The following is a 25,383-nucleotide window of genomic DNA, read 5'->3' on the forward strand; positions in this document are numbered from 1 at the left end:
GTCGTCCGGGGAAGAACGCCCGGAAGTGCGTACACATGACCTGCGGCGGGAATGGCTTCCGCAGATCGGCTGGCGCGGGATATCTTAACCAACAATTCAGTGTGTCCGGCTAAATGTTGGTTAATAGAATTGGGGGGATTGGCAATCCTCGAGGACGTCGATAACTCCTTCCGACTTGATACTGATTTGTTGAGCCACTCGCGACGAGATGGAGAGCGTCCGACTACAACAGGCCGAGCGCCTCGGAAATCAAACCCGAGCGGTTCCATATCGACTAGGACACCCCCACCCCACTGCTTCCGCTGTTAGCGACAGAACAGACAGCACCACCCCCATGGGAGGGGGTGTCTTGTTGTTCGGTGCAAAACAGCGTGCGGATATAGTTTATAGTGAATACACTTGAAGTTATTCACTAGCTCTAGAAACATACCTGACGAAACGGGGACGGCTTCGAAGCACCAGCAAGATCTAACAGCGGAAGCAGTGGGGTGGGGGTCATCCCCACCCCACCATGCTAATAGATGATCTTCGGCTAACAGCGGAACTGGTGGGGTGGGACCCAATCCAAACTACCGAGGAAGAACGGAGCTTCGTACCTGCCCTCTCTAACAGCGGAAGTAGTGGGGTGGGTCCCTCCCCCATCTTGTTACTCTAACAGCGGAAATAGTGGGGTTATCTATATTTAAGTAACGCCGAACAACGGAAGCAGCGGAACCAAAGGTTAAGTCAATTCGTGTCACAAGGTGGTAGTAATGTCTGATCTCTCATTTACGCCGACCTCTTCAATCTTCGAACAGCGTGAGGCACTGCTCGAGGAGTGGACGCCTGATGAGCTCGTTGGCCGCGACGACGAGCTGAATCGTTATCACGCAGCGCTTCAGCCAGTCATCAATAACGAGAGTCCTTCGAACATCTTCCTGTATGGCAAGAGTGGTGTTGGAAAGACTGCCGCGACACGCTATCTGTTGAATGCACTCGAACGAGATGCGGCGGACGTCGACGGCCTTGACCTACATACGATCGAAATAAATTGTGATGGGCTCAACTCCAGTTATCAGGCCGCCGTCGCTCTGGTGAATGAACTTCGAGACCCGGCAAACCAGATTTCTAACACCGGCTATCCACAGGCATCGGTCTATCAGTTCCTCTTCGAAGAACTCGATAAGGTTGGTGGGACTGTCCTCATCGTGTTGGACGAAGTCGATCACATCCGGGACGACTCCCTCCTGTACAAACTTCCACGCGCCCGATCCAACGGTGACGTGACTGATGCGAAACTGGGAGTTATCGGAATCTCCAACGACCTCGATTTCCGCGCTCAGTTATCTTCGAAAGTCCGCTCGAGTCTCTGTGAGAAGGAAGTCTCCTTTTCGGCATACGACGCTGGCGAACTACAACTGGTTCTCCAGCAGCGTGAAGCAGTTGCATTCCAGAATGGCGTACTCGACGACGGCGTCGTCGAGATGTGTGCTGCGTATGGAGCGAAAGACTCCGGTGACGCTCGGCAAGCTCTCGATCTCCTGTTGGAGGCCGGTGACCTCGCTCGCGAGAATAACGATGAACTCGTCACCGAATATCACGTCAAACAGGCCCGCCGTCGCCTGCAGACGGATCAAGTAGTCGAGGGAATCCGGAACTACTCAGACCACGGCCAACTGGTCCTCTATGCATTGACCCTTCTCGCCGAACAGGGGGAGACTCCTGCGAGAACCAAAGATATCCTCGCAGCGTATGAGCAGGTCGCTAACGAGAACGGCATGAATCCAGTCTCCCTACGCTCGGTTCGAGACTATCTCGGTGAACTCGATCAGCTCGGGATCATCTCCTCAACTGAGTACAATCGCGGTAAGGGAGGTGGCAAGTACAAAGAACACGACCTCGAGCAATCAATCAGCTCGGTTAAAACGGGGTTGTCTGAACTCTTAGACGCGACACCCTGACCCACCGGTTCCGCTGTTAACTCCAACCCCACTGGTTCCGCTGATAGCGACCATAACAACCCCACCAGTTCCGCTGTTAGCGCTGAGAGGAATCTCGCCCATGGCAAGCGAATCAGCGATCCCAATGACCAAGTAGGCAAACATGGTTCAGAATGCTCGTCAGACCCATTAACCTCCAGTGTACTGTCGTCACTAGATGCAGTCTGAGCGAACACGTAGTGACGACAGGTCGCGACAAACAGATTTCCCACTTACTGACCACAGCGCTGACGCTGTCTCAGGCGACTACCGAGACAGCGTCGACGCACACGTCTCGTCTGAAGACAACGGCCCGTTGATCGTGAGTATTAGCGATATTCACGGGTTTCTCGATGCTGCACGGAGTGCATTACTGACGTTGGGAGACCATCCCGACTACGACCCAATCGTCGAACAAGACGAGGCTGGAAACCTTCACTGGGCGAGCAACGATTATGTCCTCGTGTTCAATGGCGATCTCGTTGACCGTGGTCCAGCTAACGTCGAAACAATACAGATGGTTGCTCGTCTCATCGAGCAAGCTCCACGTGGGCGCGTACGAGTAACACTCGGTAATCACGAGATGGGGATTCTCACACAGGCACTCTTCAGCTGGGGCAGTTGGTTTTCCGGACAGGTTGGACCAGATGCTCGGCGCTCGCTAGTCACTGCTATTCGAAACGGCCACGTTGTAGCTGCATACAAGGGCTACACTGTCACCTATGCACATGCCGGGCACAACGATCCATATGACGTAACGACTGTGAATCGAAACCTGGCTGATGCAGCTTCCCAACTTCATGGTACGATCGGCAGTGCCGACGATGTGACGATCCAACAGCAAATTGTTCAGGACAACCCACTCGTGTTGGGCATGGGCACGCGCCATCCGAAAGGCCCTGACGCTGGATTAATCTGGTTGGATTTCCAGCATCTCCAACGAGATGCACCCCCGCAAGTCGTTGGACATACTCGACATGATACGATTACGCACAAAGGCCAGGTGATCTGTCAAAACGTGATCCGAAACACAGTCGATACACCCGGTGGCGAGGCCGTCCTTGTCGAAGACTCAGCTGGCCTCGCTTCTCTTCGAAGAGATGCCACCGGTGATGTCACGGAACAACCGGTGACGCTGGAGTAATCCGCTGCTCACTAACCAACGCCAGTCCATTTTGGCGGGAATGTTGGTTAGCCAAACCCGTTTTCGTGTGCTGGATGATTTTGCGATATACTAAGATACGCGTTATCCTACAGTCCGAAAAGACTGGCGTCCTGTGCCTCAGCCAACTCCTCCTGGGTGTCTTCGACGTTGTCCAGCCGGCGTTTGAGGTCCTCGATAGTGCTGTCCAACTTGTCGACCTTATTCTCGAGTCGAGATATCTGTCTGTCGTGACGGCTAATTTCTTCCTCAAGTTCGTCGACACGATCGTTTAAATTGCTTATCTTCCCACTGTTCACCTCGACATCGACTCGCATCTCTGTCGCGAAGTCTTTTAGAACACGGACCTTGACCTCATCGACGTACTCCTGGAGTTTGCCCACATCAGTTTCGAGATCCCTTTGCGTTCGTTTTACATCCTGCAGATCCTCTTCCTTCGACTCCTTGACTGACTTGATCTGTTCCTCTAGATCCTGGACCGCTGTCAGTGCAGCCTCCTCCGCAGCGTCTTGGGCCCGGTCTTCGGTTGATTCGACCATCTCTTCGGTCTCAGCCTGGACCTCCTTGATGGTCTCAAGTGCCTCATGCACCTCCGATTTGAGTGGTGTGAACTTACCCTGCACCGTCGCGGCTGTCGACTTGGCGGCTTTCGCCGTCGAGAGAGCGCGCTGGCACACATTGATAGCTTCCTCCTCGGTTTGTGGGATCTTGATGTCGTCGTAGTTGGCCTTGACCCAGCGCTCGCCGAGTTCTGTAATAAGCCATTTCGCCTCGCCCCCGGGCTCCGGGGCGATTTTCTGGACCTGTCCAGCGTCGACGAGCGCATTATGATACCCACCTGTGCAGCGATAGTGCACCTGCTGGGTTTTATTAAGGCCTGCCGCTGACACGACGTCGCTCGTCAGCACTGGGCCGTCTTGCTGGTCCAGTGCGAGTAGAATCCGTTCAGCCTTCCTGTGGTGGTCCGTATCGCCCATGGCCCGCAAATGTGAGTCATATTTGAAAGCTTTACCGCTACCACTGACCCTCGCAAGAGAATCGGCCTATTTGCTGCCCCCCTCCACCCAGCGACACCCTATAAGGGGGGGACCCCCCACCGCGGAGCGAAGACCCCGGGGAGGGGTGCCGACCGCTTGTAGCCTGCCCTGCCTGTCCCACGAGTGTAGCCACTGGCTGCCTGTCCCTTATATACGAAAGCGAACGGGGCCGGGATAGGCGTAGCCCGCTCTCAGAAACGGATCACGGGGCGACGTCGCCGCAGTCCCGCGCCGTCGAGCCCTGGTGGGAGGACTTGAGCAACTGCAGAGTCACGACGTCGGTACAGTCCAAACACACTTCCACTGTGCTACCATGGTGCTCGTCACGACTCAAGATAGAGGCAGACTGACGACGCGCCTCACACGCGCTTGACGAATTACTCTGGAGACCGTATACGTCGATCCACGACCATCCATGACACGGCTCTCTGTACGTATTCGGGATCGTACGGTAGACGTCGGCCATCGTGACAACCACCTCCGCTACTGTGATCGGATCCCACGTGATCGAGAGGATAGCCGATGAAGGATAGCGGTTTTGGCGTTTGAATCGGATCAGAGAGTGCCCCGGACGGCAGTCGTTCGGCCGGTGAGATTGATCACCGACGTCGGATTGTCGTTGCGTGCTCGTGGCTCGCCATCTATACGGTATCTGTGACTCGCCAGCCCGGAATGCGGGTTTCGCGGATGGCGACATCTGGAGGAGTAGTTATCGGCGAATCGTAGCAACGATGACACTCCGAATACTGTCGGCGCGCCCTACTCCTCAGATGTGTCTGGCGAGTCGACTTCGGTAGAGCTACTATAGGCGTCTTCATTATCGGTCTCACGCTGGAGCAGTTCTTCGATACCTTCCTTGAAGAGTCCCTCTGCGAACACTGTCGCACGGTACGAATACTCGATCGCTCCTTCGGACGGCCGATTCTTTGTTCGTGTCTCCACCAAGCCGACGTCGGTGAGTGCCTGTAGGTGTGACTCTACCGCGTCGTGCTCGCTATCGAACGCTGTTTGAAGCATCTCTTTCGACATTTCGCCGTTCTGTAAAAGGTACCGAACGAGTTCGAACTGTGATCGTGTACTTAACACTGCGAGCATCTCGAGATAGGCTTCGAGGGAGAGGACGCTGTTCTCGGGTAGCACGCTCTCGTGCTCTGGTGGCTTCTCACCGGACATCGATGCGTGGAGACTCGACGCCACCGTTCAAGTGGATTTCTACGCTGGGGTGAGCATTCTGACTCTGGACGAACCGTGGGGCCACAGGGTTTCGACGGCGTTGAAAACGGTGTGTCCGGCCGAGGACCGGCGTGTGGTCAGTTGGCCTTCGTCCTATTTGATCATGGGGCTACCCCTCTCCGCTAGTAGGCATCTGTCGGGGTGTGTAGCTCCCATTTTGGTAACGTCGGCTCTATACCCGCAACTATAAACAGAGGGTGGGGTCGGCATGGTTCAGTAACGTCGTCTGTCTACCAGTATACTGAAGAACGGGGGGTGTTGCGTCGTCTCGCTACCCCACACTGAAGCGAGGTCGATTGCGTCGACTGACTACCATTACACTGAAACGGGGTTGATTGCGTCGACTGACTACCATTACACTGAAACGGGGTTGATTGCGTCGACTGACTACCATTACACTGAAACGGGGTTGATTGCGTCGACTGACTACCATTACACTGAAACGGGGTTGATTGCGTCATCTCGCTACCATTACAGTGAAGTGGGATTGCGTCATCTGACTACCACTACATTGAAACGGGGTTGATTGCGTCGACTGACGGGGTTGATTGCGTCGACTGACTACCACTACACTGACATACCGAGGGTTTGCGACGCCGTCGAGTTATCCAGGTTGCACACAGGGGGTGAGTGTAGGGCGACCGTTCAGAACGACATCGGACTAGCTTATGCTGGAATGTCGTATCGACAAAATTCAGTCCCACCACAGGTGTCACACTCGTCTGTCTCGGGAGCAACTGTTGTCCCGCACTGTCGACATTCGACGATGACGATGTCGAGACGGCGATCGAGGAGATCACGAGCCAATGGGGCCAGATTGATATCCTCGTCAATAATGCCGGGATATTCAACTTCGCTCTGTTCGAAGACCAGAGACTCGCTGATACGAAACGTGAATTTGAGGTGAACTACTTCGGCTACGTCCGACTAATCCACGCCGTCCTCCCCCACATGCGAGAACGGGATGCGGGCATCATCCACAACGTGAGTTCCGGGGCAGGGCTTGTCGGCCACCCGGGACTTTCCGGCTACGCTTCGACGAAAGGCGCAATCGAGGCGCTCGTACGTTCTCTGCGACTGGAACTGCGACACGAGAGTGTCGCGTGTACCGTGATGCACCCGCCACTGTCGAATACACGCTCCACGGCCGAACTCGGCTACCCGGAATCACTGTTGAGTGACCCGGCAGATGTTGGCCGCAAGTTAGCGGGGAAGATCGAATCGAAGGAACCGGTAATCCACGCTAACTGGAAGACGAAACTCGGTCTTGCCGTCTCGAAGCGTGTGCCGTATCTCGTGCGAAAGGGGACCGAACGGTTCGTCGAACCCGCTGAGTAGATCCTACGCTTCCCGGAGAAGCAGGCTCAAAGCTCCAGTACTGCTTGTTGTTAGACGACCATCTAACAGGTCTCTGGCGAGACACGGACTAGGTTTTTCTCGGGTGGGGTGCTAACAAATAACATCATGAGTTGTGATGAGTTACCCCCAAAACCAGATCCCGACGATGATGTATTCGAGGTGTGTCCGGTTGCCCGGGCGTTCGAGATAGTCGGCTCAAAATGGCGACTTACCGTGCTGCGGAGCCTCCACCTGTACGGAGAACAACGATTCAGTGAGCTCCAGGAAACGACAACGGCCGACTCGACGACCCTTTCGCGCGTGCTGGAGAATTTAGAGAACCAGGATCTCGTTACCCGACGGTTGGAGGACCGACCGATCTCCACGTACTACGACTTGACGGAACGAGGGGAATCGCTCACTGGCGTGTTCGACGAGTTCGAGGAATGGGCATTCGAACACACTGCGGCGGAGATGCCTGCCGTTGAGCTACCCGAGTAGTTCGCTCTGATCGACGCTTTCCGGTTACGAAATGTTACTTCCTTATACGATCATAACCGACTCATACATATATCACAAAAATTATAATTTCGGCTGGGGCGAAATCGTCGTGTGGCCACTTCGGCCAGGGAAGTTGATACACATGGTAGAAACGCCAGTGGATACAGCAGATACCAAAGAACAGAGCGTCTTAGTGGTCGGTGCGACGGGAAACCAGGGCGGCGTCACAATCGATCATCTGTTAGCGGCCGACAGTGAATTCACTGTCTGTGGCCTCACACGAACGCCGGACAGCGAGGCCGCAAGATCCCTCGCAGAACGCGGTGTGGACATCAGGCGAGGGAACCTGAACGACAAGGAGACGCTCCGACCTGCCGTTGACGGTATCGACGCCGTCGTCATCGTAACGAACATCTGGTCAGCCGGATTCGACGAGTCGATTCTCCAGGGAAAGAACATCGCCGACGTGGCCGTTGAAATGGGGGTCGACCATGTGGTGTTTAGCGGCGCTGGATACCATGACCGGAATCTCGGAATCGCCGCCCTCGAACCAACCGGTGAGGTTGAGCAGTATATCAGGTCGCTGAATGTACCCGCGACATTCTTACGGCCCGTGTGGTTCATGCATAACCTCGAACCCGCCTATGAAGATATCCTCGACGGCACACTCGCCTTGCCCGTAGAAGAGGATGTGACTCTTCAGATGATCGATGTCGACGATGTAGGCCGCGCGACCGCGCAGATCCTCGCGGATCCCAACGAGTTTACGGGGAAAGGTTTCGATCTCGCAGGGGACGAACGCTCGCTCTCCGAGATGGCTCGGATCCTATCCGAGGTAACGGTTGCTGACGTCCAACCGTACACCGTTCCCATCGAGGACGCCAGAGAAGAGATGGGCGATGCGATGGCCGAACTGTTCCAGTGGTTCAACGACGAGGGCTACTCGGTCGATATCGAGCACATGGAGCGACGGTTGGGGTTCGAATTCACCAGTTTCCGCGAGTACCTTGAAAACAACGGCTGGATTGACAAGAAGCAACCGACCCGGATTCCCGGCCTCGTGAAGGCCATGATGCAAGGCTGATGCTAGTATGCAAAATATGACTACAAACGAACCAGATCGAACGGTCGCTATAGGAGTTCATCGGAACGGCATCGGTGGCGTCAATTGGTATCTAACCGGGGTGACCGATGGCATCCATTGACCAGCCAACGTCGCATCGTGAAGAACTCGGGTTGGTCGTTGACCTCGCTGACCAACAGTTTGCCATCGTCGCCGTCCTCGTCACAATCGGGGCACCGGTCGTCGCGTACCTGTCGGGCATCGCATCGTTCATGTTCTACGTCCACGTTGCACTTGGAGCGTTCTGGTTTGGACTCGACTTCTTTTTCAAGTTCGTACTCGGACCCGCGCTTGACGCTGCACCGGAGGATGCTGCCGGTGCAGTCAATCACCAACTGATCCCGAAGATAGTTGCGGTGGCTGAACCGCTCAGCGTCGGTGTAATCGGGTCTGGCATAGGTCTCGCATTCATGTTGGGGTATTGGGCTGATCCCTCGATTTGGCTGTGGGGCGCACTCGTCATCGGGATACTCATGCTTCTAAACGGCTTTGGACCACTCCATCTAGTTACGACGAAGATGGTCGTGGAACTCAACAACGATGATCCGGATGGCGAGCGACTCAACACGTTATTCAGCAAAGCCATGCAGTGGGGACTGCTCCAAACCGTGTTCATGCTGGCTATCATTATGATGATGGTTGGCCTCCGCGGGTTGCTTTGACCGGGCCGGTATCGACTACTTCAGACAGAACAACCGCTTTGAACAGGTTCAGTTGGGGGAGTTCTACTACTGACTATCTGTCCTGTATCTCGTAAAGGAGGTGAAGATTGCTTAGATATTGCCAGAAACCCCGTTTTTAACCCTCGAATTCGGACGCTTCATGGCTGAAGGTCGATTCCTTCGATAGTCGAACCAGAGCCTGCAGCGCCATCGCTGCATCTACTAGTAGTTTCTGAATGTGGAACCCCGTTTCGGGGAGAATCCCTCTCACGCTGTGCAGCCACCACACTGAGTGTCTACTAGCAGAAATCTGACTGAGCTGGTAGAGACTAGTTTGCTCAGTACAGGGGAGGGAACTACTGCCACGGACTACACGAGTCTCAAATGCACGAGTGAGCGACGCTAACCCAACCTGAGGTGCGAATGACTTTGAGCCCTGCAAGATCCTGATCATCACAATTGGCCGTGACGTACCACACGATTTCCCCTACATCCTGAGAGACGACAACAACCACGGCAAAGCGTTGAGGGAGATCGTTAATGGAAGTCTGATTTGTTTCCCCAGAAGCAAGCGTGTACCGTCCATGGAGACGGGCCGATTCGGGTAGTTCGACGGTCGTGAGTGTCTGGTTATCTCCGGAATTGTGAGAGGTGATTCCTTGGTCAATCGAGGTGGTGTCAACACGCCCGTCATTAAAGCGAATGGTGTATTCAGCCGGGAGTTCTACCACTGACACTTCGAACGTGTGATTTGTGCTTGCTGAGTTGTTGAGGATAACCGTAACCGGGCGCTCTTGAACGGATGAGCCACTGAATGGAAGGGCAGTACAGCCTGCGACCACCAGCAGCGCTCCAAGACCGAACGTACAAAGAACGCGCCTCGGTTGGTCGTCCCACCGTGCATACCATCAGTTCGCGAGGCACCGTAATCAATAGCAGTCGCTTATCGTTTGGCTGGTGCAACGACTGGTAACTACGCACACCTGCTGAACGGTCGATACAGACGGTCACTCTACCAGCGGTGACTCAAATTGCTACTTGGGGTATCCGGAGATTCATACTAACTGCTGGTGAGGCATGTAGTATGGCTCAGCGTGCCCCAGCGACTCCACAGTACATTCTCGCTATCGCGGGGCCACTCATCGGAGCGGGACTATTGTTTTTCAATTTCGTAGTGTCCTGTGGGCCGGTCGGGTATTCAGCGGGCGAATCGCCGCCGCGTGGGTTTCGATATGTCATCCTTGAGTGGCAGAACATCGGTATCGCGTACGGGAACGGCTGTGAGATAACATATCATCCGATTATTCTATTTGGCGGGATAGCCCTCATTGGTGCCGGAATCCTCTCCCTCTCCGTCATCTGGAGGCATACCGGACAATAAGCAGTGTATAGTGGCCGGCAGGTTCAGTAACTTCACCGTGAAATGAAGGGCGCTCTGGTGAGACCGCCTTTGAACCAGCAGACCTGATGGAGATGACCAATGTAGTATACTATCCTGCTACAGTCGTCTCCAGTATAGCGGTTTTCGACACAATAGCGCCTACTAGTAGTTGCTGAATGTGGAACGCCGTTTCCCCAAGAGTCCCTCTCCGGGTGTGCAGACACCATAGCTGAGAACTGCTATAGTAACCGTTAGAACTTTTCACTCTGTCACTCTTTCAATAGATGGTGGATCATCTCGACGAAATCTCCGTCGAGGAATTGCAAGACGCTCTCAACAACGTGGACGGTAAGAAGCCGACACAACGGCTTTTAGCGGCAATCGCGTACAAAAACGGTGTTTCGCAAACTGAGTTAGCCGAGTGGTACGACGTTCAGCGGCGGACAATCTACAGCTGGCTCAAGCGACTCGATACCGACGAGTCGCTTGAGCAGGCTGTGTCTGATGATAAGCGAACTGGGAGAAAACGAAAACTCTCAGAAACACATCAAGAAGAATTCGAAGAAACCGTTCACGAACCACCCGGCGAGGTCGGTATCGACGCGCCGGCGTGGACGCCGGCGCTCGTCCAAGACTATCTCGAAGAAACGTACGGTGTCGAGTATTCAATCCCGAGTTGTCGGCGGTTGCTGAAAGAAGCGGGATTGAGTTATCAGAAATCACGCCGGAAAGCCGCCGAAGCAGACGAAGACGAGCAAGAGGAATTCCACGACGAACTCAAAAAAGGCGGCGGGAGATGGACGCCACCGTAGTCTGGATCGACCAAACCAAGAAATCCGTGCAAGTCGAGCTGCGTGCCGCGTGGTTTCCGCGCGGCACGCGGCCCACCGTCGAACTGTCTGGCCAACGCGACTGGACGTGTCTGCTGGGCGCGATCACCGAGAACGGTGATCGCTTTTTCTCCCGATTCACCGAGTACGTCACCGCCGAACACGCGAAACATTTCATTTTGGCATTATGCAAAGAATTCGAAGACAACTTGATTGTTGTCCTAGATGGAGCGCCATATTTCCAGGCGTCGGCCGTCACGGACCTAGCGGCCCGTGACGACCTCGCCTTCGTGACGTTACCGTCGTATTCGCCGGAACTGAATCCTGTCGAGGAGTGCTGGAGACAGCTTCAAGCGTTTCTTAGCAACCGCTTCTTAGACTCACTCGACGAGCTGACGACAGCGATTGATACAGCTCTCGACCAACTTTCCATCCCAAAAGTGAGCAACTATTTCTAACATTTACTATAGTTTGATAGCGCTGGAAGCCACTCGCATCAATCGCGGCTTCACCACTTCAGCCCGCCTGCTCCGCCGAAGCGCGGAGCAGGCGGCGGAGTTCACGCATCCGGTACTCTTGTTCCCACCGGCACAACGAGCTGTAGTTCGGTGCCTCATCAAGGTAGAATACGGCGAGAATATCGGGCATCTCTTCAGTCTCACGGAGACTCTTCTCCAGTTCGACACGGTACAGAATCAACGCGATCTGCACCCACTCGGCGTACCCGTCCGCGCCGTCCGGTGCGGCGGGTACGTCCGGATTGTCAACGTGTTGTTTGGCAAGATCACGACACATTCGAGCGAGCCGTCTGAGCGATGCCATATCGACAGACGGCGTCCATTTCCCGGTTAGCTTGACGGAATCTTCCTGTGAAAGCGTCTGAGACTCCCGTCAATCAGCGGCAAAACAGGGCAACATCATATCAACTGAACGCTAATAATTACTCCAGCAATTCCTATCAGCGACAGATACGCCGATTTTCGAACTACCGGTTTCAGCAACGACCGATTGATACTCGCTGCAAATCCGATTTTCACCAGTATACTGGACAGCGTACCAGCGAGAACCCCATGTGCTGCTACTGCAGGTGTGATCTGCCCATTTGCAGCTAGCGAGACCGCCGTCGTAGTTGTCGTTCCGCTTGAGACGATCCCACTGAGGAAACTGGTAATGAGGAAGCCAGTCGTTCCGAACAAGCGCTGAGCTCCTGCCGTCAGTATGAGTACACCAAGGAAGAGGAGACCAAATTTGAGTGCACTCGTACTGCTGAATGGAGAATCAAAATCGACATCTAATTCGCCCTCCCAATCACCATCGTAGAGGGCAAGCGCTACCCCGCTGATTGCAATTAGACCGAGGGGTAGTCCAACACTGATAGCCGATTCTGGTACAAACACGACGATAATCGCTAAATTCCGGATAGCCATCGCCGCATCGGCTATCAGTATTGTTCCTACTGCGAGTCTCGTGATACCTACGTTGTTTTTAGCACGTCCTGCAATCTCACCGATTACAGCTGTGGAGTTTACTAACCCACCGAAGAATCCGGTTACAGCGATGCCCATACTTCCGTACCGCTGCATAACAGTATAATTAACAAACCCGATACCACTGACTGCAATCACCAGCATCCAGACGAGCTTTGGATCGATTGCATCCCATGGGCCATAGGTACCCCCAGGTAGCAGCGGATAGACCACGAAGGCAATAATCGCAAACTCTCCCGCACTTCGTACTTCTTCTCGCGAGAGCTGGTTTGCGAATCCATGCAACTCGCCTCGTAGGACGAGAAGAAATGACGATGTGATTCCGATGATGGCTCCGATGAGTACGTGCTCCGCACCTACGAGTATACCAACCGCGTACGCGAGCAGAAGTGAAGTAGATGTTGTCAGGGATAACCCCAGTTCAGGGTCATTAATCGATTTGTTGAATTGCGATACTAAACCACGGACACCCAGCAGACCACCCTGAATTAGCACTAGTACTCCGCCCAGTGCTAACAGCACCCCATCATTAAGTGACATTGCTGCTGCACCGATTAAACTGGTTAGTGTGAATGTGCGTATGCCCGCGGACTTGTTTGACCACTCCCGTTCAAGACCAAGCAGCATCCCCAGCAATCCAGCTATGAAGAGATTGACAATCTCTGTATCGAGTGTAAGACCCTCTATTCCTACGACCATGATCGAATTAGCAATCCGGTACTCGGCTAGAAATCGAGATTTTTGCTTGTCGACCCGTCATATTTATATAGTATATGTAGCTCTATTGTGTCTATAGGGACAAACATAGTGATGGGTAATAGGTGTTACTCTTGACTCACCGATGCGTCACAACGCTTCGCTGGGACATCAACGTTCGCGCATCCACGATTATCGGCTTCGTCGGTGAGGCGGTATTGGGGGTCCCACTGCAGACTCAAATCAACTATTTCAACTGGGAAGCAGTTCTCACTATCCTCATCTCCATTCTCGGCCTCGTTCTTGTGAGCGAGGCTGTGTCTGCATATCTGCGAAAGAAAGTGATGTAGACACTCTACTATCACCTACCGTGTTACGGACGAGATTGTTAATACTATTAGATAGTTCAAAAGTTTTATATATGTGTATGTGTATATACTACGAATGGGGTCGGACACCACTGTGTCTGCCACTCTGGTGTGCCCCACTCCGTTTTGAAACATGCGAAAAATGCCATTAGATTCTAATAAGCACTGTTTAGTTGAGCGAGTTTGAGAAGCGAGGAGGCCGTAGCGAGAAGTGTCCATGCAACTCGTAGACCTCCTCAGCGAGACGTTGAACGAGGACAACGAAGACGTTTGGGAGAACGAGCGCACCCCGACACCGGTCCGGCGATTTGGGTTCGTCTCCATACGGCGGGGCTGTCGATCAGGGAGACGGTTGCGATCTTAGACCTGCTGGGTGTCGATCACTCTCACGGTGCGGTCTGGAACTGGGTTCATACACTGTCTGAAGCCCAGAGCGACCCGCCGACGGCGGAGCCGTCGCGGGTCGCGGTCGACGAGAAACAAATCACGGTTGACGGGGAAAAGAAATGGTTGTACGCCGCTGTCGATACTGAATCAAAGTTGCTGCTCGAAATTGACGTGTTCAGTCGCCGCGGGACTGGCCCCGCGGCGGCGTTCCTACATCAGCTCACCGAGAAACACGATGTCGCCGATACAGTGTTTCTCGTCGGTGCTGGCGGCTATCTGACTGCCCTTGCTCGTCATGGATTGAGCGGTCGGCTCGACTACCGAACCCGGAACCACATCGAAAAATGGTTCCAGGCGGTGACCATGCGAATCGATCGCTTTCACTCCTGGAGAAGCAGTCAATCCAGCGCGAAACAGTGGCTACGACACTTCAGACATCACTACAACCATGAAAGGCCGAACCAGGCACTTGACGGACGAACGCCAGCTGAGGAGGTTCAGAACTAGACAGTGCCGGTTGAAAGTGAAGTTCTCTACGTCGACACGTCCCCGTAGCCCGCCAGGTTAAATCCAACTATATAATACCTTGGCAAAAGAAATATAACAGTCTATCACACATGATTGATCGGCTAGCAATGACAGCAAACAGGTCCAGACGTAAGTTCATCAAAGGCGCAGGAGCAGCAACCATCGCCGGCCTAGCAGGCTGTACAGGTGACGGCGGGTCGGACGGCAGCAGTGGTGACGGCTCCAGCGGTGACGGTAGCAGTGGCGACGGGACCACGGCTGGCTCGACCGGTTCGGAGACGGTGAGTCTCCGGTTCTGGCACGCGATGGGCGGCGACCTCGGCAAACTCATCGACTCGATGGTGAGCGACTTCGCGAGTCAGGCCGACGGCATCGAGATGACCGCCACGCAGAAGGGGAGTTACCGGGAGACGCTGAACGCGACGACGTCAGCGGTCCAGGCAGGCAACCCACCAGCCATCGCGCAAATATTCGAGATCGGGACACAGCTCGCTATCGACAGCGGTGTGTTCGCCCCGGTCGAGGACATCATCCCGTCTGACGTCAACTTCGACAACTACCTCGATTCGGTGCTGAACTACTACCGGATCAACGGGAAACTCAACTCGATGCCGTTCAATTCCTCGAACGCCATCTTCTACTACAACAAGAACGCCTTCGAGGAGGCGGGACTGGACCCGGAGAACCCACCGACGACCTTCCAGGGAATCACCGATGCGGCGAACACACTGACCGAGGCCGGCGTCGTCGACAAGGGGACGACGTGGCCGAACCACTCGTGGTTCGTCGAGCAGTGGTTCGCAGAGCAGGGTCAGACGCTCGTCAACAAGAAGAACGGGCGCACGGGACGCGCCGACAAGATCCACCTCGAGAGCGAGGCCTCGAAGAATATTTTCAACTGGTGGGCAGACCTCTACAACCAAGACCAGTACCTCAACCCCGGTATCGAGGCGTGGTCGGAGGCCCAGCAGGCGTTCCTCACACAGAAGGTCGGCATCCTCGGCTACTCGACGTCGAGTATCGCCCCGATGAAGCAGGGTGCCAAAGACAACGGCTTCGAACTCGGTACGATGCGACTCCCGACCCCCGGTGGCCAGCGCGAGGGCGTCGTCATCGGCGGCGCTTCCCTGTGGTCACCGGCGGACATCTCGGAGGCCAAGAAGCAGGCCGCCGGTAAGTTCCTCGCGTGGCTGACCAAGCCCGAGCAACAGAAGCGCTGGCACACCAACACTGGCTACTTCCCGGTCCGGGAGGAGGCAATCTCAGAACTCGAGAACGAGGGCTTCTACGAGGAGAACCCCAACTTCACGACGGCGATAGAACAGCTCCGAGAGACAAAGGATTCGCCGGCGACTCGCGGTGCCCTGATGGGGCCGTTCACACAGATCCGCACGATGGTCGAAGAGGGGTACGTCAATATGATACAGAACGAGAACCGGAGCGTCACTGACGTCCTCAACAAGGTCGACTCCGATGCAGAGGACGCGCTGGCGTCCTACAATCAGAAGGCCAACTAAGAGACGAAGGACGACACCACTTGCATCGTATCCTCGACCACCACTTTACAACCCATGGCAGAATACACCAAACCATACGACTCGAAGCTTCAGGCGGGGGCGCTGTTACTGCCGACCTTCGTCGTGCTTGTCGCGTTCCTGTACTACCCAGCAGTCGAGACGTTCCGGCTGAGCTTTCACCAGACGCTGTTACTCGGGACAAAACAGACGTTTGTGGGAGTGGCAAACTACGTCGGGCTCCTGACCTCGGAGGCGTATCGGACGAGCGTAATCATCTCGTTCGCCTTCGCCGCGGCCGTAGTGGTCGGGACACTGTTGGTCTCGTTGTTTGTCTCCTATCTCCTTTTCGAAGTGGAGGCCTGGGAGTCGAGTTACCTGTTGGTCGCGATTTGGCCCTACGCGTTGCCGACAGCTGTCGCTGCGACGATCCTCACCTTTATGCTCCACCCGAACCTTGGGATCGTGACCCATTACCTCGAGGCGCTGACCGGGCTCTCGCTCGACTGGTTCACGAGCGGCCCGCAGGCGTTCCTCGTCGTGGCTATCGTGGCCATCTGGAAACAACTCGGCTACAACATCATCTTCCTCGTCGCAGCGCTGAACAACGTTCCCAAGACCCTGACCGAATCCGCTCAGCTCGACGGAGTCGGGCGGTTGACGATGCTATATCGAGTGTACGTCCCGCTCATTTCTCCAACGCTCGTTTTCCTGGTGGTGATGAACACCATCTACGCCTTCTTCGGGACGTTCCCCCTCGTGGACCTGATGACTAGTGGCGGGCCCAACAACGCGACGAACCTGCTCATCTTCAAACTGTACCGTGACGCCTTCGCGTTCAACAGTCTGGGGAAGGCATCCGCCGAGTCGGTGATCCTGTTCGTCATCGTCTCGGTGCTGATGTACCTCCAACTGCGCTTCAGCGACAGTCACACCCACTACGGAGCCTAACATCATGGCGACAGAAACCACGGATCGGACCGAGGCGGGAGGGAATCTTCCCGGAGCCGTATCGGTGAGCGACGTCTTCGACGACCAGTTGTTCGTCCACCTGGGCCTCGTCGTGTCGGTACTCCTGATGTCGATGCCGCTGGTACTCGCGGTCATCATGAGTACGCAGACGTCGACGGAGGTGTACCAGGTTACCAACATCGGCCCCGGGAGCGCCGGCCTCTCGAACTACGAGACGGCGCTCAGCGAGTACAACCTGATGCAGTACATGATCAACTCCTTCGTGATGGCGACGGTCATCGTCGTCGGAAAGGTGGCCCTGTCGCTGTTGGCCGCACTTGCACTGGTGTACTATCGGCTCCCGTACGAGCGGGCCATCTTCATGTTCATCCTCCTCACGTTGCTCATCCCGGTCCCGGTGCGCATCGTCCCGCTCTTCCAGTTGATGGCAGACCTCGGCTGGGCGAACACGTTGCTCTCTATCACGGGCCCGTACATCGCGAGCGCGACGGCGGTGTTCCTGTTCAGACAGCACTTCATGTCGATCCCGGCGTCACTCGTCGAGAACGCACGACTTGACGGCGTCGGCCCGCTCCAGTTCCTCTTCAAGGTGTTGATCCCCATGTCTAAGGGGATGATCGCTGGCGTCTCCGTTATCACGTTCATCTACGCGTGGAATCAGTACCTCTGGCCGCTCATCGTCATCAGCGACCAGTCGAAACAGGTCATTCAGGTGGGTATCAAGTTCCTACAGGGTGCCAGCCAGTCGGGACTCACCCAGTGGGGCCTGATCATGGCCGGCGCCGTCATAGCGTTGCTCCCGCCGCTAGTCGTGCTCTACGCGCTGCACCGCCCACTTCTCGAAACCTTCGCCCTCCAACAAAAATAAGCCCATGTCACAGATTACACTCGACACACTGACGAAGCACTTCGGCGACGTCGAAGCGGTCAAAGGCATTGACCTCACCGTCCGGGAGGGCGAATTCCTCGTCCTCGTCGGTCCGTCCGGGTGTGGCAAGTCGACGACGCTCCGGATGATCGCCGGCCTTGAAGAGATCACCGATGGGACGCTGTCGATCAACGACACCGTGATCAACGACCTCCCACCCAACGAGCGGAGCATCGCGATGGTGTTCCAGAACTACGCGCTGTACCCACACATGACGGCGCGTAAGAACATGACCTTCGGTATCAAATCATCGACCTCGTTCGACGATGAGGAGATCGATCGCCGGCTGACCGAGGTCGCCGAAACGCTCGACATCGAAGAGTTGGTCGACCGCAAACCCGGTGAACTGTCCGGGGGCGAACGACAGCGCGTCGCAATCGGCCGAGCGCTGCTCCGCGAACCCGAAGTGTTCCTGCTCGACGAGCCACTGTCGAACCTAGACGCCAAACTCCGCGTCCAGATGCGGGCGGAACTGCTAAAACTCCACCAGCGCCTCGAGACGACCACCGTCTACGTGACGCACGACCAGACGGAGGCGATGACGCTCGGCGACCGGGTTGCCGTCCTGAACGAGGGGCAGATCGAGCAGGTCGACACACCACAGACGCTGTACGACTTCCCCGAGACGCAGTTCGTCGCGGAGTTCATCGGGAGTCCAGCCATGAACATCCTCCCGATTGAAATCGTTGGCGAGGAACCGGTACGAGTCCAGCACGACGGCTTCGACCTGCCGTTGCCGAATCCCGAGAACTTCGACGCAACGCCGTCGACGGCGTACCTCGGCGTCCGACCCGAGGACGTCTCGCTGGAGTCGAATCTCCCGGACGACGCACAGACGTTCACCGCCGACGTCACCGTCACCGAACCCCTCGGAGAGTCACTCCTGTTGCACTGTACGGTCGGCTCAGACGAGATCCAGATGAAGGCCGAGGCACGCAGCGAAATCAACCCCGGCGACACCATCTCTATCGGCGTCGACGAGGAGCGACTCCACGTCTACGACGCCGACGGCGACGCTGTGTACCACTCGTCAGCACGAAGTCCCGCCCTCGAAGAGCCGATTTCCTAGGGTACGTAGGCCGAACGGCCTCCGTCGGTGGTCGTACTCGGCAGCCAGATTTCGACCGACGACCACCAGTGTCGGGCCATCCAAGAACCCGAATCCCTGTCTCGTCTACTACTCATCTACTTCGTTCGATCGCCCGTTCCAGTTCGTCAGTGACCTCGCTGAGCGCGGTTGGGATCTCGAACTCCAGGACGTTGCCATCGATCCGGTAGGTCGAACCCGACACACTCAACGACTCGTCCCGTCGCGGCCGGTGGAGACGAACCTGCTGTCCCGGCGGGAATCGGGTCAGTCACGAACCGGGGGAACTCGAAGAGGCTAGACGGTGTCGTCCATCGTTCGCACAGGTACAGCTTTTATTAGGGCCGGATTTGAGTATTTTCGTTAGGAAGGTTCGATCAGATGTCGAGAGTTCCGTACAGGAGACGAGAGTTCATACCTGCCGTCAGTGGGGCTGCCGTGGCAGCGATGGCGGGATGTCTCGGTGTGGTCGAAGAAGGAACCACCGACGGGAACGATACCGAGAGGGACGACACAATGCATACAACCGACTCGAAAGACGACAACGGCGACGAAGGAACGAGAGCAAGGACAGACGGCGGTGACCTCCGGATCATTGGTCACCGTGGGTGTGCCGACCAGTACCCCGAGAACACGGTGTTCGCCGTCGAGCAGTCCGCACCACACGTCGACATGATCGAAATCGACGTCCAGCGGTGTGAATCGGGGGAACTCGTAGTCTTTCACGACGACAAACTCGACCGACTGACCGACGCCACTGGCTCCGTGGAGACGACCGACTGGGAGACGCTACGGGAGTTGCAGATACTCGACAGTGACGAGACGATCCCCTTACTGTCTGAACTCCTCGACGCAGTGCCGACAGACACCGCGGTCAACATCGAACTCAAACACGAGGGCATGGCGAGCGAGATTCTCGAAGCCGCGAGCGCGGTTCCGAACGAGGTGCTGATATCCTCGTTCTCGGTCACCGCGTTGCGGGAGGTCAGAGAGCGAGACGAGGAGGCAGCGCTCGCATTGGTCATCTACGAGAAACCCGACCGCAACCGCTCAATCGCCATGGACCTCGACTGTGTCGCGATCAACCCCGGGTACGAGATGGTTCTCGGGACGGATTTCGTCAAGAAGGCCCACGCGGACGGACTCGGGGTCAACACGTGGACAATCGACGATGCGGCCACCGCAGACCGGGTACGAGCCGCGGGTGTCGATGGGGTCTTCGTCGATCGGTGGGATATCGTCTGAGCCGTCGTGCGAGACACGTCGACGAGAGAACGGGACACGAGACGTCGAGATTCGGCCGGTCGCCGACTGGCCGGCGACTCAGAGTAACTGGACGCTGAGCGCGTCACCGAGTACGCCGATCAACGACAGATACGCCGACTTCCGAACGACTGGTGAGAGTAGCGAGCGGTTGATGCTGGCTGCGAGGCCGATTTTGACGAGGATGCTCGAGAGCATCCCGAGGAGGATACCCCGTGTCGCCGTGACATTCGAGATCAGACCGGTCGTGGCGAGTGTCTCCGCTGTGGTCGTTGTCGTGCCACTCGAGACGAGACCCGACAGGAAACTACTCAACAGGAACCCGGACTTTCCGAAGAAGTCCTGTGCCCCTGCCGTGAGGACCAACACGAGCAAGAAGAGCGTGCCGAACTTCAGCGCGTTCCGGCTACTGAACGGCGAGTCGAACTCGAGGTCGATCTTCCCCTCCCAGTCCGTGTCGTACAGTGCAAGCGCGATCCCTTCGAGCGTGATGAACCCGAGTGGGAGACCGACACCGAGGGCCGACGCTGGCAGGAAGACGACGAGGATAGCGAGGTTACGCACCGCCATCGCGGCGTCGGCCATCAGTATCGTCCCGACGGCGACCTGCAGTATCCCGGCGTTCTCTCGTGCTTGACCCCCGATCTCGCCGATGACCGCCGTCGAGTTGACCAGCCCCCCGAAGAAGCCAGTGATAGCGATACCGTGGCTCCCGTAGCGCTGGATGACGGCGTAGTTGACGAAGCCGATGGCGCTGACGGCGATGACGAGTAATCACACGAGTTTCGGTTCGATCGCGTTCCACGGGCCGTACGTGCCACTGGGGAGGATCGGATAGACGACCAACGCGATGATAGCGAACTCGGCGGCGCTCCGCACTTCTTCGCGAGAGAGCGTGTTCGCGAAGCCGTGCAGTTCCCGACGGAGGACGAGGAGGAACGACGAGGATATCCCAATGACGACTCCGGAGAGTCCTTCCCCGCTACCGACGAGGATCCCGACGACGTACGCGACGAGTAACGACGTTGACGTCGTCAGCGAGAGTCCTCGCACACCGTCGGTGTCAGCTCCGACCACCTCGGAGATGAGTCCCTGGACCCCGAGGAGGCCCCCCTGGAGGAGCACGAGGATACCACCGAGCGCGACGAGAATCGGCTCTTCGGCCATCACCGAGGCCGCGCCGATGATGCTCGTCAGCGTGAACGTCGGAATGCCCGCAGACTTGTTCGACAACTCTCGTTCGAGGCCGAGAAGCATCCCAAGCGCCGCTGCGACGAACAACTGGACCACTGCGGGGTCGACGTCGAGGCCGTTCATAGTGGATATCATCAGTCCTTCTCCGAACGGGTCACGCGTGGCAACTGCGTGCAGTGACTCGACTCCGGTCCGTTCCGGAGTCGCAGCCGCGTGGGATCTATATTCTATACAGTCCTATGTACCACGCTATGGGTGGCGTGACGACGGATATAATTCTTCGGGAGGACTCCCGGCCTCCGAGTTGGGTCCACTGAACGGAAACAGGAACCGTGGGCGGTTCGACGGGGTGAGACGTCGGGCGATCAGAAGAAATTCGTACTAGGGAGGCGTCTCCCCAACTGGACCTAGGCAATGGAGAAATCACGGCGGTATCAGGCGATCTACTTCGTTTACTTCGCGGCCTTTAGCGGGTTCGTCGCCTACCGAAACGTGTTCTATCAGGAACTGGGCATGGACGGGGTCCAGATGGGCATACTCGGTTCCATGCTCGTGGCGAGTGGGGTGCTCGCGCAACCGGTCTGGGGAGTCGTCGCGGACTACACGCGCTCACCGAGTCGGGTGATCATGCTGGCGGCAGCGCTCTCAGGGGTCGCAATCTTGACGTACCCGTTAGCGATGGGGCTCCCGGGGAGTCCGTTTCTGCTCGTTGCCGTCGGGACCGTTGCCTACGCGGCGACACGCGCACCCATCGTCCCGATCTCGAACGCATTGGTCGTCTCACGAGGGTACAACTACGCGCTGACACGGAGCTTTGGGTCGCTGGCGTTCGGCGCGACCGTCCTGACGCTCAGTACAGTACTGGTTTGGACCGGCGTGAGTGTCATCGTCTACGTGTACGTCGCCGGAATGGTCGTCCTCGTGGCGTTACTCCGTGGCGTGCCGGAAGTCGAGGAGACGGTGTTCGAAGGGTCGATCGGCGTGCAAGCGATCGGACTCGTTCGACAGCCACGGTACCTGCTCGTGTTGCTGGCGGCGTTCGCGATGGGGTTTATCTCGTTCACTGGGAGCGCCTTCTTTTCAGTGTACATGCGGGCGGTCGACCTGGGAGACGGACTGACAGGCATCGCATGGGCGACGAAGACCGTCGCCGAAGTGGTGGTGTTCTTGCTGCTGTCGCGACTCGACAGGTGGCACGGGCTAGCCGTCGCCACTGCCGGTCTAACCTATGCGGGGGGATTCGCGACGCTGTCGACGTTCTCGTCGCTCGGCCCGGTCCTCGTCGCCAACGTCGGAATGGGACTGGGTGTGGCGTTCGTCTACTTCGCACTCGTCAACCTCGCTCACGACTGTGCGCCAGATGGACTCGATTCGACGGCCCAGACGCTCGTCACCAGTGTGGGGATCGGCGCTGGCGGATCGATCGGTGAAGTCGTCATCGGGTGGACGGTCGACGCTGTCGGCGTCCAGGCCATGTATGCGTATCTCGCCCTCGCGTCGCTCTCGCTTACCCTCTGTGGTGTCTTTCTCGTCGCCCTCAACCGGCGGCGTCGGTCCGGCGGAGGTTGAGTAGTGGTTGGACGAGATAGTGGCAATCAGGGTTCAAGAGAGCCAATGTCGACTTCGACGATTAAATGAGATTGGCTCTGGTGAGTCGCTGGACTGCGTCGGTTTCGACCGTCAGAACTAGGGAGAAGAAGTGGGAAACCGTCGATGATTCATGTTTAAAATCTCCCGCTTCACGAGCAATGTCGTTCAGTTAACTAAAAATGCTGTTGGTGAGCGAGGCGAAGTCGCCGCCCCCGAAGGGGTGGCAGCTTCGCCGAGAATGCGGTGGTGTCGCTGCACTGTCTGCGGGTTTACTAGAAAAATCCTACCGAGAAGTACTCGATTTGCTGAGCGAGATGCCACAAATACTTGGGAAGATCGGCCGGCTCAAGGCTGATCTTCCCGATCACTCGACGCTAGTCAAGTGGTTTGATTCTGCCGAACTAATAAATACTTGCGACTGCATCGTATTATTATGATTACCAACGATACTGACTACGAGGTCGAAACAACGCAGCTATCACTGGATGTCCTTGATATCGTTTCTGAGTGTGATGGTGCGAGACTGCGCGATGTGGTCGAGCGACTTGGCATTGCGAAAAGTACTGCTCATAAACATTTGACGACGCTTCGGAAGAATGGCCTTCTGACGAAGCGTGGTGATAGGTACTATGTTGGCCTGAAATTCCTGAACTTCGGCGAACAGGCTCGTAGTCAGTGGACAGAGTATCAATATATCGAGGAGACAATTGGAGACTTGACTGCGCGGACCGAGGAAGAGTGCGATTTCGTTGCCCCAGATCGGGGCCGCATAATTACAATCGCGGAGTCATATCACAAGTGGGTAAAACACAGCGACGGGTCAGGGGCTGACGTCTCAGAAAAATACAGAGCGCGTATTGGGTCGTATTATTGTATGCATGCGACAGCATCTGGGCTCGCGATATTGGCAACGTATTCCCCATCACGAATAGAAGAGATTATCGACCAATGGGGACTCCCTGCACGTACCGAGCATACGATTACGACTCGGGAGAAACTATACGCCGAGCTTGAACAGATCCGAGAACAAGGGTATGCAGTCGACAACCAAGGATACACTGAGGGTATGCGGAGTATCGGTAGAGCAGTTCATGGGCCGGATGGAAAGGTACTTGGTGCACTGAGCGTTTCAGGACCAGTCTACCGAGTTGACGGCTCCGTACTCCAACGAGAGATTCCGAATGCACTTATTGAGGTAACTGAAAAGCTCGAAGAACAACTCCGTTCGAAACAGACTGATGCAGTCTGATAGGGATTTCTGTCACTGTGTCTCGGCCCGGGTCGGATATATACCAACATGACTGGCGATGATAATTTTGAACGGAGATATAGCATTCTATTTTCAACAGTCTGGAGTCAATAGCTGAATCATCAGAACTGCTCCTGTTAACTACCAGTTATTGGTGAACGCGTAGTATCCGATCTGGAAGCCGTCACACTCGGCAATACAATTATACCTTGGAATGCTGTTGTGAGGTTATGTAACCGACTCCGGTACTGTTTGCACTGGTAGCAACGATTTCGCGGATTTCGCTGTCACGGCGTACCGCTCATCCGCACCGCGATCGACCAGCGTGAAAACCGGCGGTTTGTCGCCGTCGTACGATTCTCAACCGCGCGTGGACAGGCCACGCGAGCGCACTCTTGGTCGCGCTCCCGGCCTTTGAGGCCGGCAGAGACGTATACTTCGTCGATTTAGATCGGATCGGACAGCGTGACCGAAGGCGCGTCGAGCATGCTGACGAAGCGCTCGACGCGCCGTCTCACCGTCCCTGTAGGAGAGATCGAGTTCCGCCTCGATCTGACGAATGCTCGTGTTGATCCGTAAGAATACGTAGATCGTGAAATACCACTCTTTCAGAGTGAGCTTCGGGTGGGCAAAGATTGTCCCGGTCTTGTCGTTGAACGTTCGACCGCAATTCTTACACAAATACCGCTGATACACCCGGCAGCGGGGGCACTCGACACCATCACGCCAACGAACCTGTTGCAGCAGGTCCGCTGCAGCCGATTCCGACACGAACCGGCTTATTGGGAACATGTCGGGCACCGCTGGCGCGGTGCCCTTGCCCTCTTCGACTTTCAGCCGCAACTCTCCCCGTCAACAGTCTCCTTCCCAAGAGCGTTCTTTTATTTAGTTGAGC

Annotated in this window: 17 protein-coding genes and 7 pseudogenes; 18 read left to right on the forward strand and 6 right to left on the reverse strand. The window is 56.2% G+C overall.

Features of this window, described 5'->3' with window-relative positions; translation table 11 throughout:
• Window positions 1-752: 752 nt before the first annotated feature.
• Together EGH21_RS21710 and EGH21_RS21715 are read left to right on the forward strand one after the other, a co-directional pair.
• Window positions 753-1,940, forward strand: a complete 1,188-nt coding sequence (locus EGH21_RS21710; RefSeq protein WP_220620504.1) for an orc1/cdc6 family replication initiation protein — start codon at window positions 753-755, stop codon at window positions 1,938-1,940.
• A gap of 196 nt (window positions 1,941-2,136) precedes the next feature.
• Window positions 2,137-3,102 (forward strand): metallophosphoesterase, encoded by a 966-nt coding sequence (locus EGH21_RS21715; RefSeq protein ID WP_220620505.1) that lies wholly within the window; start codon window positions 2,137-2,139, stop codon window positions 3,100-3,102.
• A 107-nt stretch (window positions 3,103-3,209) separates the two neighbouring features.
• Here the strand turns inward: EGH21_RS21715 and EGH21_RS21720 are convergent, their stop codons facing one another.
• Complete coding sequence (locus tag EGH21_RS21720; RefSeq protein ID WP_220620506.1) at window positions 3,210-4,097, reverse strand: hypothetical protein; 888 nt, start codon at window positions 4,095-4,097, stop codon at window positions 3,210-3,212.
• Between the two features lie 819 nt (window positions 4,098-4,916).
• Window positions 4,917-5,354, reverse strand: a complete 438-nt coding sequence (locus tag EGH21_RS21725; RefSeq protein WP_220620507.1) for a helix-turn-helix domain-containing protein — start codon at window positions 5,352-5,354, stop codon at window positions 4,917-4,919.
• Between the two features lie 786 nt (window positions 5,355-6,140).
• On the opposite strand from EGH21_RS21725, the gene EGH21_RS21730 reads away from it, so the two are divergent.
• From EGH21_RS21730 to EGH21_RS21755, 6 genes and pseudogenes are all read left to right on the forward strand, one after another.
• Window positions 6,141-6,728, forward strand: a complete 588-nt coding sequence (locus EGH21_RS21730; protein ID WP_220620541.1) for an SDR family NAD(P)-dependent oxidoreductase — start codon at window positions 6,141-6,143, stop codon at window positions 6,726-6,728.
• Between the two features lie 126 nt (window positions 6,729-6,854).
• A complete protein-coding gene (locus EGH21_RS21735) occupies window positions 6,855-7,229 on the forward strand; it encodes a winged helix-turn-helix transcriptional regulator (protein ID WP_220620508.1) in 375 nt (124 codons plus the stop codon).
• A gap of 142 nt (window positions 7,230-7,371) precedes the next feature.
• The gene (locus EGH21_RS21740) at window positions 7,372-8,313 is read left to right on the forward strand and encodes an NmrA/HSCARG family protein (protein ID WP_220620509.1); all 942 of its coding nucleotides are present in this window, start codon (window positions 7,372-7,374) and stop codon (window positions 8,311-8,313) included.
• 107 nt (window positions 8,314-8,420) lie between these two features.
• On the forward strand, window positions 8,421-9,014 hold the full coding sequence (locus EGH21_RS21745) for a hypothetical protein (RefSeq protein ID WP_220620510.1): 594 nt from the start codon (window positions 8,421-8,423) through the stop codon (window positions 9,012-9,014).
• A gap of 1,084 nt (window positions 9,015-10,098) precedes the next feature.
• Window positions 10,099-10,395 (forward strand): hypothetical protein, encoded by a 297-nt coding sequence (locus EGH21_RS21750; protein ID WP_220620511.1) that lies wholly within the window; start codon window positions 10,099-10,101, stop codon window positions 10,393-10,395.
• Between the two features lie 284 nt (window positions 10,396-10,679).
• Window positions 10,680-11,683: pseudogene (locus EGH21_RS21755) on the forward strand (IS630 family transposase).
• Here the strand turns inward: EGH21_RS21755 and EGH21_RS21760 are convergent.
• A pseudogene (locus EGH21_RS21760) lies at window positions 11,676-12,047 on the reverse strand (transposase); the annotation flags it as partial. The pseudogenes EGH21_RS21755 and EGH21_RS21760 sit on opposite strands and share 8 nt — an antisense overlap.
• A gap of 95 nt (window positions 12,048-12,142) precedes the next feature.
• A complete protein-coding gene (locus EGH21_RS21765) occupies window positions 12,143-13,411 on the reverse strand; it encodes an MgtC/SapB family protein (protein ID WP_220620513.1) in 1,269 nt (422 codons plus the stop codon).
• A gap of 146 nt (window positions 13,412-13,557) precedes the next feature.
• On the opposite strand from EGH21_RS21765, the pseudogene EGH21_RS24835 reads away from it, so the two are divergent.
• From EGH21_RS24835 to EGH21_RS21795, 7 genes and pseudogenes are all read left to right on the forward strand, one after another.
• Window positions 13,558-13,758, forward strand: a pseudogene (locus EGH21_RS24835) (PhnE/PtxC family ABC transporter permease); the annotation flags it as partial.
• A 235-nt stretch (window positions 13,759-13,993) separates the two neighbouring features.
• A pseudogene (locus EGH21_RS21770) lies at window positions 13,994-14,670 on the forward strand (IS6 family transposase).
• Window positions 14,671-14,798: 128 nt separating this feature from the next.
• A complete protein-coding gene (locus EGH21_RS21775; RefSeq protein WP_220620514.1) occupies window positions 14,799-16,208 on the forward strand; it encodes an ABC transporter substrate-binding protein in 1,410 nt (469 codons plus the stop codon).
• A gap of 54 nt (window positions 16,209-16,262) precedes the next feature.
• A complete protein-coding gene (locus tag EGH21_RS21780; RefSeq protein WP_220620515.1) occupies window positions 16,263-17,156 on the forward strand; it encodes a carbohydrate ABC transporter permease in 894 nt (297 codons plus the stop codon).
• Window positions 17,157-17,283: 127 nt separating this feature from the next.
• Window positions 17,284-18,045, forward strand: a complete 762-nt coding sequence (locus tag EGH21_RS21785) for a carbohydrate ABC transporter permease (protein ID WP_425433326.1) — start codon at window positions 17,284-17,286, stop codon at window positions 18,043-18,045.
• A 4-nt stretch (window positions 18,046-18,049) separates the two neighbouring features.
• Window positions 18,050-19,174, forward strand: coding sequence for an ABC transporter ATP-binding protein (locus tag EGH21_RS21790; protein WP_220620517.1), 1,125 nt, complete (start codon window positions 18,050-18,052; stop codon window positions 19,172-19,174).
• A gap of 534 nt (window positions 19,175-19,708) precedes the next feature.
• On the forward strand, window positions 19,709-20,437 hold the full coding sequence (locus EGH21_RS21795) for a glycerophosphodiester phosphodiesterase (RefSeq protein WP_220620518.1): 729 nt from the start codon (window positions 19,709-19,711) through the stop codon (window positions 20,435-20,437).
• A 78-nt stretch (window positions 20,438-20,515) separates the two neighbouring features.
• Here the strand turns inward: EGH21_RS21795 and EGH21_RS24840 are convergent.
• Window positions 20,516-21,772 (reverse strand): annotated as a pseudogene (locus tag EGH21_RS24840) (MgtC/SapB family protein).
• 291 nt (window positions 21,773-22,063) lie between these two features.
• Between EGH21_RS24840 and EGH21_RS21805 the strand changes: the two are divergent.
• The 3 genes and pseudogenes from EGH21_RS21805 to EGH21_RS21815 all read left to right on the forward strand — a co-directional run bounded on the left by EGH21_RS21805 (window position 22,064) and on the right by EGH21_RS21815 (window position 24,488).
• Window positions 22,064-23,218: an MFS transporter gene (locus EGH21_RS21805; protein WP_220620519.1), complete on the forward strand. Its 1,155-nt coding sequence runs from the start codon at window positions 22,064-22,066 to the stop codon at window positions 23,216-23,218.
• Between the two features lie 151 nt (window positions 23,219-23,369).
• A pseudogene (locus EGH21_RS21810) lies at window positions 23,370-23,631 on the forward strand (IS5/IS1182 family transposase); the annotation flags it as partial.
• 41 nt (window positions 23,632-23,672) lie between these two features.
• The gene (locus EGH21_RS21815) at window positions 23,673-24,488 is read left to right on the forward strand and encodes an IclR family transcriptional regulator (RefSeq protein WP_220620520.1); all 816 of its coding nucleotides are present in this window, start codon (window positions 23,673-23,675) and stop codon (window positions 24,486-24,488) included.
• A gap of 273 nt (window positions 24,489-24,761) precedes the next feature.
• On the opposite strand, the pseudogene EGH21_RS21820 reads toward EGH21_RS21815, so the two are convergent.
• Window positions 24,762-25,280 (reverse strand): annotated as a pseudogene (locus EGH21_RS21820) (transposase); the annotation flags it as partial.
• Window positions 25,281-25,383: the final 103 nt, after the last annotated feature.

The organism is Haloarcula rubra (genome assembly GCF_019599465.1).
GTDB classification, from domain to species: Archaea; Halobacteriota; Halobacteria; order Halobacteriales; family Haloarculaceae; genus Haloarcula; species Haloarcula rubra.